11 protein-coding genes are annotated in these 12,492 nt (G+C 40.0%); 4 read left to right on the top strand and 7 right to left on the bottom strand.

Features of this window, described 5'->3' with window-relative positions:
* The 4 genes from VLB74_RS00225 to VLB74_RS00210 all read left to right on the top strand — a co-directional run.
* The coding region (locus VLB74_RS00225) for a hypothetical protein (protein WP_325201462.1) at positions 1-647 on the top strand (647 nt) is incomplete at its 5' end.
* Positions 647-1,261 carry a deoxynucleoside kinase gene (locus VLB74_RS00220; RefSeq protein WP_325201461.1) on the top strand — a complete coding sequence of 205 codons (615 nt, stop codon included), beginning with the start codon at positions 647-649 and terminating at the stop codon, positions 1,259-1,261. The genes VLB74_RS00225 and VLB74_RS00220, both read left to right, overlap by 1 nt.
* Before the next feature lie 105 nt (positions 1,262-1,366).
* Positions 1,367-1,762, top strand: coding sequence for a hypothetical protein (locus VLB74_RS00215; RefSeq protein ID WP_325201460.1), 396 nt, complete (start codon positions 1,367-1,369; stop codon positions 1,760-1,762).
* 85 nt (positions 1,763-1,847) lie between these two features.
* A complete protein-coding gene (locus tag VLB74_RS00210; protein ID WP_325201459.1) occupies positions 1,848-2,225 on the top strand; it encodes a hypothetical protein in 378 nt (125 codons plus the stop codon).
* A 95-nt stretch (positions 2,226-2,320) separates the two neighbouring features.
* On the opposite strand, the gene VLB74_RS00205 is transcribed toward VLB74_RS00210, so the two are convergent.
* The 7 genes from VLB74_RS00205 to VLB74_RS00175 form a co-directional block, all read right to left on the bottom strand.
* A complete protein-coding gene (locus tag VLB74_RS00205; protein ID WP_325201458.1) occupies positions 2,321-4,792 on the bottom strand; it encodes a beta-mannosidase in 2,472 nt (823 codons plus the stop codon).
* On the bottom strand, positions 4,792-5,460 hold the full coding sequence (locus VLB74_RS00200; RefSeq protein ID WP_325201457.1) for a copper homeostasis protein CutC: 669 nt from the start codon (positions 5,458-5,460) through the stop codon (positions 4,792-4,794). The genes VLB74_RS00205 and VLB74_RS00200 overlap by 1 nt, the downstream gene beginning before the upstream one ends.
* On the bottom strand, positions 5,460-6,458 hold the full coding sequence (locus VLB74_RS00195; RefSeq protein ID WP_325201456.1) for an isoaspartyl peptidase/L-asparaginase family protein: 999 nt from the start codon (positions 6,456-6,458) through the stop codon (positions 5,460-5,462). The genes VLB74_RS00200 and VLB74_RS00195 overlap by 1 nt, the downstream gene beginning before the upstream one ends.
* Positions 6,459-6,502: 44 nt before the next feature.
* Positions 6,503-8,770 (bottom strand): glycoside hydrolase family 20 protein, encoded by a 2,268-nt coding sequence (locus VLB74_RS00190; RefSeq protein WP_325201455.1) that lies wholly within the window; start codon positions 8,768-8,770, stop codon positions 6,503-6,505.
* Between the two features lie 83 nt (positions 8,771-8,853).
* Positions 8,854-11,412, bottom strand: a complete 2,559-nt coding sequence (locus tag VLB74_RS00185; RefSeq protein ID WP_325201454.1) for a sodium-translocating pyrophosphatase — start codon at positions 11,410-11,412, stop codon at positions 8,854-8,856.
* 120 nt (positions 11,413-11,532) lie between these two features.
* Positions 11,533-12,063, bottom strand: a complete 531-nt coding sequence (locus VLB74_RS00180; RefSeq protein WP_325201453.1) for an inorganic diphosphatase — start codon at positions 12,061-12,063, stop codon at positions 11,533-11,535.
* A 108-nt stretch (positions 12,064-12,171) separates the two neighbouring features.
* On the bottom strand, positions 12,172-12,492 hold a 321-nt coding region (locus VLB74_RS00175), incomplete at its 5' end, for a DNA-3-methyladenine glycosylase family protein (RefSeq protein ID WP_414655579.1).

Here is a 12,492-nt window from a genome sequence, read left to right as displayed (position 1 = left end):
CTGTAAAAGATAACATTTTAACAAAAGAGGGAAATCAAAAAAAACAAGACTATAAAAATGTTGCTTTAGGCAAAATAGACCGCATCGATCTGCAAAACCCTTTGCAAATAGTGCTGTTTTACAAAGAAATGAATGCCGTTGTTTTATTAGACAACCAACTTAATGAAACCATCAGAATCAATTTTTCAGAAACTAATCCGGAGCTACAACCGCAATGGGTTAGCATGGCCTCTCAAAATCAACTTTGGCTGTTTGATTTCGCCACCCAGAAACTCGGTCTTTACAATTATCTTAAAAGAACATTCAATCCTATCACGGTAACTTTTGAAGTCCCTATTATAAAAACGCAATCCGATTACAATTATTTTTACTGGATTGATAAAGAACATCAATTGTTCGCCTCTAATATATTCGGTAAAATCAATTTCCTTGGCAAAGTACCAGAATATGATGATATTCAGATTGTATCTTCCAAACAACTATTGTTAAAAAGGGACAATATCTTAAGCTTTTATGATATCGAAAAAGAAACTTCACAAATTCTTCAACTCCCTAAAAAAAGCATTGGAAGTTTCTATTACAGAGAACAAATTTTATCTATTTTTACCGACAACGAAATCAGAAATTATAAATTAACTTTACCATAATGCATATAGCTGTAGCAGGAAACATTGGTGCCGGAAAAACAACTTTAACCCGACTTTTATCCAAACATTTCAAATGGGAACCTCATTTTGAAGATGTGGTTGACAATCCGTATCTGGATGATTTTTACCATTCTATGGATCGCTGGTCGTTTAATTTACAGATCTACTTCCTGAACAGCCGTTTTCGCCAGGTATTGCAAATCCGTGAAAGTGGAAAAAAAATCATTCAGGATCGGACCATTTATGAGGATGCGCACATTTTTGCTCCCAATCTGCACACCATGGGACTGATGAGCAATCGTGATTTTGAGAATTATTCGACTTTATTCGAATTGATGGAAAATCTCGTAGGTGCTCCCGATTTACTGATTTATTTAAGAAGTTCTATCCCTAATCTTGTGGCGCAGATCCACAAAAGAGGACGCGAATATGAAAACACCATTTCCATTGATTATTTGAGCCGCCTGAACGAACGTTATGAAGCCTGGGCGCAGACTTACAACAAAGGAAAATTACTGATTATTGATGTCGACACAACCGATTTTGTCAATAACCCGGAGCATTTAGGAAATGTTATCAACCGAATTGATGCCGAAATAAACGGATTATTTTAAACGGAAAAGCCTCGCAAATAGTGAGGCTTTTTTTGTAACTTTATGTACCTCAACCACAAGACCCATTGATGCACAAACAGATTATTAACTCTAAATCGCTGCGTCATGGAAGTATTGTACAAAAAAATCCAAACCATAAGCCTGCTTCTGACCCTTATTTTTCTTTTCCAAAGTTGTTATGTGTATCAGAAAGCATCAATAAATCCGGATAAAGCTGTCGCTGCCAATGGAAGAATGAAAGTCATCACTACAGACAACAAGAAATACAAATTCTTGAAAATCAAAAAAAAAGACAGCACCTATTATGGCATCACCAAAATGAAAGGTCAAATTGTAAACATCCCTTTAGAAAAAGAAAACATGAAGAGTATTCATCCGGTTAACAAAACGAATTCTACAATCCTAACAGTCGGAACTGTTTTACTTTCAGCAGGCACTGTGATAATTATCATAGGCATACTTACATTCGATTATGAGGCTAATCCCGACACAATCTTGTAATTTTTCCAAAGTAAACAGCCATTAAAAAATGATCCGCAAAAAAAACTACTGATACTCACAGAATACCAATAATAATTCTTAAATCATGAAAACATTCTATAAGAACATGCAAATCATCTGTTTTCTATTATCGGTTGCTTTTCTGCTTCAGAGTTGCCATGTATATTTGAGTACCCCAATAAATTTAGATGAAGCAGTAGTAACTGAAGGAAGGATAAAAATCACCACTGCAGATAATAAAACACACAAATATCTTTGGGTCGAAAAATCAGACAGTATGTATTATGGATATACAAAAAAAAATGGGAAAGTGGAAAAAGTCCCGATTGAGAAAGACAAAATTAAAAACGTTCATCAGGTTGACAAAACAACTTCAACAATTGCAACAATCGGAACTGTCACAGCAGCTACATTTCTGGCTTTAGCAGCAGTTTTTGCCGTAACATGTGACTGTATCGAATAAGATCATTGACAACCAAATTTCTAACACCAAAACTCCGCAAAAACACACAACTTATTTCAAGAGGAATACCTCAATTCAAGAGGCATTTCTAATATTTACAAGGTATCAAACAACGTTTTTACCGTACTGTTTTTAATTGAATTTGTAATCTTGATTACCCTTTTCTCATTTGGTAGCAAATCAAAATAGTTATCACTAAAATGTCCTTTATCGGAAAACAAGAAAACATTTTTAGCCAAAACATCGGTAGTCACTTCTATGGTATCATCTGTTAAGTGAGTAATTGTAATTTTGGGCTTGTACAGTTGTAATTCTTTGGGTTTGTCAAAATAATACAATGCCGAATTCACAACCGCATCAACTGTAGAAAGCTTCACGGAAAATACGATCTGTTTAGGATTGAAATTTTCAAACTCTTTTTTAGCAATTGAATAATAGGCCTTACTCGTATTTGCTTCTATCATAACTTCCAAAGAGGAATACCATAAATTTTTACCTTTAAAATCAACCACTTCCAATTGAAGTTTTCCTTTTTTTGGCTTCAGTTCATCATTAATCACATATACTTTATACTGATTGTCTTCTTCGGCGACCGAAATCAAAACTTGTTCAAAACTTCGCTTGGCCTGATAATGAAAGGCTTTCCAATTGCCAAAGTAATCCACCGAGCTCCATGAAGTCACCGGCCAACAGTCATTAAGCTGCCAGTACAAAGTTCCCATACAATACGGTTTTGCCCGGCGATGTGCCTCAATCGCAGTTTTCATTCCTTCGGCCTGTAACAGTTGTGATACGTAAATATAATCTTCAAATTTTGTCGGAATCTTGTAATCACGCTCCATATAGGTTTGAATGGTCTGATAGCCCGTTGGATGCTTCTGATGATTCTTTACTGCATCTGAAGTAAAATTCAAATCGTTTACATCCGCAAAAGTTTTGAATGTTTCCAAAGCCGGCATTCCTTGAAAACCGTATTCGCTCATGAAACGTCCGACTTTCTTTTTATAAATTTCGAAAGGTTCCATGCCCCACCAAACGCCCCAATAATGCGAATCGCCTTGCAGCAGACTCTCTTTTCTCCCCCAACCAATCGAGGGTGACGACGGCCAATACAGATTCTTTTCTTTTGACAGGAGACTGTCAAGTGTTTTGGGAATCAGTTCGTGAAACAATTTCTTATAGTCATGCCAAATTGAGGCTGAATCTTTTTCAGAATACTTGTATTGCTTCTGCCAGCCCCAATTGTGCCAGCCCTCATCGTTTTCGTTATTCCCGCACCAGATTGCGAGACTTGGGTGATTCTGAAGTCGGTTTACATTATCAACCACTTCCTGCTTTACCGAATTCAGAAAATTTTTATCGCCCGGATACATGGCACAGGCAAACATAAAATCCTGCCAGACCAGAATTCCGTTTTTATCACATTCGTCGTAAAAAGCATCATCCGCATAAACGCCACCTCCCCATACACGCAGCATGTTCATGTTTGCATCCACAGCATTTTTTACGATACTTTTATATACCGAATCCTTGGCTCTCGGCAAAAAACTGTCAGGCGGAATATAATTGGCGCCTTTCATAAATACCGGAACGCCATTAAGTTTAAAGTAAAAACTTTTCCCTATGTTGTCTTTTTCCTGAACCAGTTCAAGGGTTCGCAATCCGATATTTAATCCTCTTGTATCTATAATTTTTGTTGCCTGTGAAATAGAAACCGTAAAAGGATAGAGATGTGCTTCCCCCAAACCATGGCTCCACCAACGTTTCGGATTACTGATTTCATAACTGATTTTCAGTTGATTTCGTCCTTTTTTCAGTGAATATGAAGCTGATTTATTGTTGATTTTCAACAGATAATCTCCTGCTTTCCGGCAATTCAGCTCTGCGATGAACAGCAGTTCTGCTTTGGCATCCGAGAGTGATTTCTGTTCGTATCGCAGGTTTTCAATTTTAGCCGAATTCCAAAAATGCAACTGCACTTTTTTCCAGATTCCCGCCGTTACAAACCTTGGTCCCCAATCCCAACCGTACTGATACTGTGCTTTTCGGGTGAATATTTTTTCGTCCCCCGGTAATGTATAGGGAAGTTTTTTTGCTTCTTCTTTTCCTTTTTTAACCGCGGAATGAAAAACAACCTTCAATTTGTTTTGTCCTACTTTCAGATGTTTTTTAACTGCCGTTTTCCACGTTCGGAACATGTTATCGGCTTTTAAAACCATTGTCCCGTTCAGAAAAACTTCGGCATAGGTATCCAACCCGTCAAATTGCAAATCGATATTCTTATTTCCTAATTCTTTAGCAGAAACAGTGAACGAGGTTTCGTATTCCCAATCTTCGTTTTCAATCCATTGCAATTGTTTTTCATTTGCTCCGAAAAAAGGATTTGGAATCAGTTTGTTGTTCAGCAAATCCGTGTGAACCGTTCCCGGTACAGTTGCCGGTTTCCAGTTCACATCGCCTTTTTTTCTAAAATCCCAGTTTTCTTTTCCCAAATCCCGACGAAGGTTTTGCGCCAACGTAAATAGCGGCAGACAGAAAAGTATCAGGAACACTAAAAAAGTTCTCATCACGAAAGGGCTGCTTTTAATGCTTTAACCTCATCAATATTGGCAACTTCCCCCCCATCGGTTATTGCAGAAGAATGAAAAAAACCCGCGTTGGTATGTTGTTGCAGCATTTTAATATTAGCAGAACGCAATCCGCCACCCGGCATAATGACGATACGGTTATTTGACTTTTCAACCAAATTTTTCAAAACCGAAATCCCTTCCGTCACATTAGGCATGGTTCCCGATGTGAGCACTGTTGAAAATCCGCATTGAATGACATCCTCAAGCGACTGGAAAACATCCGTTACCTCATCAAAAGCGCGATGAAAGGTGCAGGGAAGAGGTTTCGCCAGTTCAACCAATTCGGAGTTGGATTCAATGTTTACGGTTCGGTCATCATTTAAAATACCGAAAACAAATCCGTTTACTCCCAATGTTTTGAATTTCAGAATTTCATTTTTCATCTGCTGAAATTCTTCTTCGATATATACAAAATTCCCACCTCTAGGACGGATCATCACATACAAATCGATAGTTACTTCTTTTCGGGTTTGTCTGGTAACCTCAAAATCGGGTGTGATTCCCCCTGCTTTTATATTATCACAAAGTTCTACTCTGTCAGCTCCGCCTTGCTGTGCGATTAACGCCGATTCAGGATTGAAACAGGCTATTTCAAGTTTTTTCATTATTTCAAAAAGTAATCAGCATCTATTAATTTATTTCCGTCTTCATCGTATTTCGCATAATTGAATCCTCCCTGAACGCAGTACGCTCCGTGTTCCCCTTTTTTATTCAATGCTATAAATCCGACTTGAATGGCTGAAAGGTTTTTGTTTCGAATTTTGGTCAGTTTTACAATTCGCGCCACCGCTTCTTCACATGCCTTTTGCGGCGATTTCCCCTGACGCATCAGTTCCACCACCAAATGACAGCCAGCGATTCGGATAACTTCCTCTCCGTGCCCCGTTGCCGTTGCTGCTCCGATTTCATTATCCACATACAATCCGGCTCCGATAATGGGCGAATCCCCAACGCGTCCGTGCATCTTGTAGGCCATACCGCTGGTGGTACAGGCTCCTGACAGATTTCCGTGTGCATCCAAGGCAATCATCCCGATCGTATCGTGATTTTCGATATTGGCTTTTGGCTCATATTTACTGGTTTTCAACCATTCCTTCCATTCTTTTTCGGAGGCTTCCACCAAAAGGTTTTCTTTTTTATGGCCTTGTGACAATGCAAATTGCAAAGCACCTTCCCCTACCAACATTACGTGAGGTGTTTTTTCCATCACGGCACGCGCCACCATAATCGGGTGTTTGATATGCTCTAAACAAGCCACCGAACCTATATTGGAAAATTCATCCATGATACAGGCATCCAAAGTGACCCTTCCGTCACGATCCGGCCTTCCGCCATATCCAACACTGCGTTCGTTCGGATCACCTTCGGGAATTTTCACACCGGCTTCCACCGCATCAAGGGCTCTACCGTTATTTTTAAGAACTTCCCATGCGGCTGCATTGGCTGGTATTCCGAAATTCCAGGTCGAAAGCACAATAGGTTTCTTTACTTTCCCTGGAGGAACAACCAATTCATTCTCTTCCGATTTTCCACGGAAGCCGTTCAATGCTACCGCTACTGAAGCGATGGCAGTTGTTTTTAAAAAATTTCTGCGGTTTGCCATATCCTTTTGATTTGCATTAATTACCTTATTTTTTATTCCTGAAATTACTCCACCATGATTTCATCCACAAACAACCAGCAATCAGAACCGGCACCCGGTTTTCCATCAGGAATTTTTCCTGCGTTGAGGGCAATAACCTTAATGTATTTTGCTTTTTGTTTACCAAATTCGGCTGTCACAATTCCTTTCATCTTTTTAATTTCTTCAACCGAAACCTTTTTCACCGATTGAAATACGTTTCCATCTGTTGAAACCAAAACTTCGATATAGTTCGGGTAATAAATCCAGCTTCCGTCGTTGGCTAGAACATCGACCGTTACTTTTGAAATCCCTTGTTCTTTTCCGAAATCGATAGTGGCTTCCAGATCTTTACCCCAGAAACCAATCCAATCCCGGCCGTATTTCCCAATATTTCCACGCATTCCGTCCACCAACGTAAACGAACCTCCGATTCCGTAATTTTCATGTGGTTGGTTCAGTAAACTTATTTCCTTTCCGGTAGATTTTGAAATAAAGAAAGGCTGTTCGATTATGGCACTTTTTTGCTTTCCGTTTTCAAAATAGGCTGCTTTTACGGTTTGGCTTTCTGTTACTGAAATAGGTTCTGCATATTTTTTTGAATCAGCGGTTGGCTTGGTCCCATCTGTCGTAAAATGAATGCCGTTTTTTGCCGATTTCAAACTAAAAAGAACACCATTTCCTTTTTCTGACGGGCCAACACTGGAAGTCACTTCAAAAAGAGCGCGGCTATAATTGATCCCTTTTGCATCATATACCGAAAAATGCTGAATCAACCGGTTTTGAAAATTTTCGAATTTTGTCGCATCTGAAGTTCCCCAAACCACTTCCGCCAAAGCGGCCATTCGCGGCATAATCATGTATTCCACATGTTCGGGTGATTTTATGTATTCTGTCCATAAATTACCTTGCGCTCCCAAGATATACTTTGCCTGATCGGTAGTTAGTTCTTTCGGAGTCGGTTCGAACGAATATACTTTTTCCACGGTTATGTATCCCCCAATGGCCAGTGGCTCATTTTTGGGTTCACCCTGATAATAGTCGAAATAACAATGGGAACCCGGTGTCATTACCACATTGTGTTTTTGTTTCGCCGCTGCAATTCCGCCTTCGGTACCTCGCCAACTCATCACGGCCGCATTGGGTGCCAATCCTCCTTCAAGAATTTCATCCCAGCCGATGATTTGTCTTCCGTTGGCATTCAGGAATTTCTCTATACGCTTTATAAAATAACTCTGCAATTCATGTTCGTCTTTGAGCCCTTCCTTTTTAAGGAGCGCCTGACAATGCGCACAGTTTTTCCAGCGGGTTTTCGGACTTTCATCACCGCCAATATGAATGTATTGTGATGGGAACAGTGTAATTACTTCAGCCAGCACATTCTGCAAAAATTCAAATGTTTTTTCCTTTGGACAAAAAACATCGTCTAAAACACCCCATTGCATTGCTACTTCGAACGGACCTCCGGTACAAGATAATTCAGGATATGCTGCCAGAGCTGCCTGCGCGTGTCCGGGCATTTCAATTTCAGGAACTATGGTGATGTGACGTTCATTGGCGTAGGCCACAACCTCCCTGATCTCTTCCTGCGTATAAAAACCACCATACTTTTTATCATCAAACTTCTGATCGTTATAATGTCCCACCATCGAGCCTTTTCTCCAGGCGCCAACTTCTGTTAATTTGGGATATTTTTTAATTTCAATTCGCCATCCCTGATCATCGGTTAAATGCCAATGGAAGGTATTCATCTTGTACATCGCCAAATAATCTATATACTTTTTGATGAATTCTTTTGGAAAAAAGTGCCTCACTACATCTAAATGCATTCCGCGCCATTGGTATTTTGGCTCGTCTTTTATCTGAAGACATGGGATTTTCAATTCTGCTGTTTTCCCTGTTGGAAATAATTGTTCCAATGTCTGAAACGCATAAAAAAGTCCGATGTTCCCTTTGGATGAAATCTGAATTTGTGAATTACTTACCTTCAGTTGGTATGCTCCTGATTGATTGTCTTTCGGATTTTCAACCTGAATCTGAATCGTATTTAAGGGACTCTTGGAATTGGTCGTTGTTATCAGTTCGAAACCATAAGCGGATTTCAGATACTGGTTGAACAATTTGATCTCGTTATCGCTTTGAGAATTTGCTGTCAGAATAATTGTCCCGCGGTTCAAAATAAAACTTCCCTGTTTTTGGATCAGCTCTTTAGGTTGTGGAATTAAGGGCAAGCTGCTTTGGGCAAAACCAATGTTAGACAGTAAAACCAGAAAAAACGTAATTATTTTAGACATTGTGATTTTGTTGTTGTTTCGCTAAAATTAATAAAATAAAAAAGCCCCACAAATTGTGAGACTTTTATTTATTTTCAGAACACTTATTTCTTTCTGGAAGCTTCTATTTTAGCATTAACCTCGGCTTCGGTTCCTTCAAAAGTTTCTACTTTTTCCGTTTCCTTTCCGTTTTCGACAGTAACGGTTTTTATCGTTGCTTTGGCTTTTCCGTTGTTTATTTCTTTTTCAACGGAAACATGTTTCATCACTTCATTTTTCATCATTCCGTTTTCGCCGATGAACTTTCCGTTTTCGTCGTAATGCGACATGCACATAGCCTTTTCTTCTTCGGAACAACCCATTTCCTCACACATTTTAGCACACTCTTCTTTGCTCATCGATGCCATTTTAGACATATCACATTTCATTTTGTGTCCGACATGCATTTCTGTTCCGTCACAACATGCTTCTTTTTTATTTGCTGCCATATGTCCGTCACCTAAAATTGGCGCCATCACCAGTCCAATCAAACAGGTTAACTTGATTAGAATGTTCATCGAAGGTCCAGAAGTATCTTTGAACGGATCCCCAATGGTATCACCGGTAACAGCTGCTTTGTGCGCATCGGAACCTTTGTATGTCATTTCGCCGTTAATCATCACGCCGGCTTCAAACGACTTTTTGGCATTATCCCAGGCTCCTCCGGCATTATTTTGGAAGATAGCCCAAAGCACACCGGAAACCGTTACTCCCGCCATATAACCTCCTAACATTTCGGCAATCAATTGATTGTTATCCGAATACACTAATTTACCCAACAACACAATTGCGATAGGAAAACCGATAGTTAAGACACCCGGTAACATCATTTCACGCAAAGCCGCTTTTGTGGAGATTTCCACACATTTTCCGTATTCCGGCTTTCCGGTTCCTTCCATAATTCCCGGAATTTCCCTGAACTGTCGACGTACTTCGTACACCATATCCATCGCAGCTTTTCCAACAGAATTCATTGCCAAAGCTGAGAATACCACAGGGATCATTCCACCCACGAATAACATCGCTAAAACCGGTGCTTTGAAAATATTGATTCCGTCAATCCCGGTAAACGTAACATAGGCTGCAAATAATGCCAATGAGGTTAATGCTGCTGAAGCAATAGCAAACCCTTTTCCGGTTGCAGCCGTTGTATTTCCTACCGAATCCAGAATATCAGTTCGTGTGCGCACTTCTTTTGGTAATTCGCTCATTTCGGCGATTCCTCCCGCATTATCCGAAATAGGTCCGAAGGCATCAATTGCCAGCTGCATAGCCGTAGTGGCCATCATTGCTGAAGCTGCCAAAGCCACTCCGTAGAATCCTGCCAAAGCGTACGATGTCCAAATAGCCGCAGCAAATAACAATACAGTCGGGAATGTGGAGATCATTCCGGTTGCCAAACCTGCAATTACATTGGTTCCGGCACCTGTAGCCGATTTTTGTACGATTGCCAAAACCGGTTTGGTTCCTAATCCGGTATAATATTCCGTTACCGAAGAAATTACTCCTCCTACGGTCAACCCGACAATGGTAGCATAAAACACTCGCATGGATGAAATTTCCTTTAAGCCTTCCCCATAGAATTCCATTTTCATGGTTGCCGGTAACATATATTGCACCAAGAAGAAGCAAGCTACCAAAGTCAAACCGATTGCAACCCAGTTTCCGACGTTTAATGCACCTTGTACTTGTTTTTCTTTAGCATCATTGCTGGAAATCTTAACCAGCATGGTTCCGATAATCGAGAACAGGATTCCGAAACCTGCGATGGCCATCGGCAATAGAATAGGCCCGATTCCGCCGAACGCATCCTGAATACTTCCACCCATATCTTTTATAACATAATTTCCGAGTACCATGGCCGCTAAAACAGTTGCCACGTACGACCCGAACAAGTCGGCACCCATACCGGCAACATCGCCCACGTTATCACCCACGTTATCTGCGATAGTTGCAGGATTACGTGGATCATCTTCAGGTATGCCCGCTTCTACTTTCCCGACAAGATCGGCACCCACATCGGCTGCTTTAGTGTAAATTCCGCCGCCTACACGTGCGAATAACGCGATGGACTCTGCTCCAAGAGAAAACCCAGCCAGTGTTTCCAACACAACGGTCATATCTTGAGTGGAAGTCCACGTCCCATTCATAAAATAATTAAAAAAGAAAATAAAGAAGGACGTTAATCCCAAAACAGCTAAACCTGCGACACCTAGTCCCATTACGGTTCCGCCTCCAAAAGAAACCTTTAACGCCTGAGGAAGACTGCTGCGTGCTGCCTGAGTGGTACGGACATTTGTTTTTGTTGCGATTTTCATCCCCATATTTCCGGCCAAAGCAGAAAAAAAGGCGCCAAAAACAAAGGCAACAACAATTAATATATGTGTAGTTGGCACAACAAAAGTAACACCTGCCAAAGCTATCGCGGCACCAATAACAAAAAGTGCCAATAATCTGTATTCTGCTTTTAGAAAAGCTAATGCCCCTTCGTAGATGTGATCTGAAATCTCTTTCATTTTTCCATCACCGGCATCCTGTTTTAAAACCCAACTTCTTTTAACCCACATAAAGGCAAGCCCCAGCAACGCCATTATAACCGGGACGTAAATCACCATTGATTCCATAAATTTGTTTTTGGTATTTGGTTAGTTAATATATTCGTAAATATATAGAAACAAAAACAAATAAAAAAGCAATACTCTTTTCAGAATATTGCTTTTTATGTAAAATTTTAAGGAATCTTATTATTTGATACTGAATAATCCTTCCGGCTTGTTCTCTAATGCATTGAAACGATCCACACACTCTTTCAAGATACGTTTAGCATCATTTACATCTCCCCAGCCTTCAACATCAACCTGTTTGTGCTCTAAATCTTTATAAACCTGGAAGAAGTGTTCGATTTCTTTAACCAAGTGAGGGTTCATATCGGACAAATCGTCTAATTTGTTCCAGATTGGATCAGAAACAGGTACACAGATAATTTTCTCATCCGGTCCTTTATCATCTGCCATGTGGAAAACTCCGATTGGCTTCACTTCCATTACACATCCAGGGAAGGTTGGCTCATTAACCAAAACCAATACATCCAACGGATCTCCGTCTAATGCTAAAGTTTCAGGAATAAAACCGTAATCGGCAGGATACATCATAGACGAGAATAACATTCTGTCGAAACGCATTCTTTTCAATTCGAAATCATATTCGTATTTGTTTCTGCTCCCTCTTGGGATTTCGATCAGCACATCGAAAGTTTTAATTTTATCAGCTGTCATTATATTAACTTTTACGTATTTTGAGGGTGCAAAAATAGTACAAAAACAACTCTCCAACAAGAAATTCAGACAATTATGAAACAGATTTGACGATATTATAACAAAGCCCTAATAAGGCTGTTGTCTTCCGCGTTTCTTAAGATAGTAATGCCACAGAAAAAAAGTAGCTGCAGAACGATACGGCTTCCAGTTTTCGGCGTAAGCTGCCATAGCTTCCTTCTCGTGGATATCAAACAATTCCTTTATCGTATTAACAACTGCGATATCACCAAGCGGAATAATATCAGGTGATTGCAGACAAAACATCAGATACACATCGATTGTCCAATGACCGATGCCTTTGATTTTTATCAGTTCATTCCTAATTTCTTCCGGACCTTTTGAAGACAAACTTTCCACAACCAGTGTTTTGTCGGCAACAGCCTGGGA

Origin of the sequence: Flavobacterium sp., assembly GCF_035456225.1 — a bacterium.
Lineage (GTDB): Bacteria > Bacteroidota > Bacteroidia > Flavobacteriales > Flavobacteriaceae > Flavobacterium.
This window is presented reverse-complemented; position numbering and strand designations above follow the sequence as displayed.

Coding starts and splice junctions, on each gene's coding strand:
- VLB74_RS00220 (WP_325201461.1), top strand. CDS start 647: ATGCATATAGCTGTAGCAGGAAACATTGGTGCCGGAAAAACAACTTTA.
- VLB74_RS00215 (WP_325201460.1), top strand. CDS start 1,367: ATGGAAGTATTGTACAAAAAAATCCAAACCATAAGCCTGCTTCTGACC.
- VLB74_RS00210 (WP_325201459.1), top strand. CDS start 1,848: ATGAAAACATTCTATAAGAACATGCAAATCATCTGTTTTCTATTATCG.
- VLB74_RS00205 (WP_325201458.1), bottom strand. CDS start 4,792: ATGAGAACTTTTTTAGTGTTCCTGATACTTTTCTGTCTGCCGCTATTT.
- VLB74_RS00200 (WP_325201457.1), bottom strand. CDS start 5,460: ATGAAAAAACTTGAAATAGCCTGTTTCAATCCTGAATCGGCGTTAATC.
- VLB74_RS00195 (WP_325201456.1), bottom strand. CDS start 6,458: ATGGCAAACCGCAGAAATTTTTTAAAAACAACTGCCATCGCTTCAGTA.
- VLB74_RS00190 (WP_325201455.1), bottom strand. CDS start 8,770: ATGTCTAAAATAATTACGTTTTTTCTGGTTTTACTGTCTAACATTGGT.
- VLB74_RS00185 (WP_325201454.1), bottom strand. CDS start 11,412: ATGGAATCAATGGTGATTTACGTCCCGGTTATAATGGCGTTGCTGGGG.
- VLB74_RS00180 (WP_325201453.1), bottom strand. CDS start 12,063: ATGACAGCTGATAAAATTAAAACTTTCGATGTGCTGATCGAAATCCCA.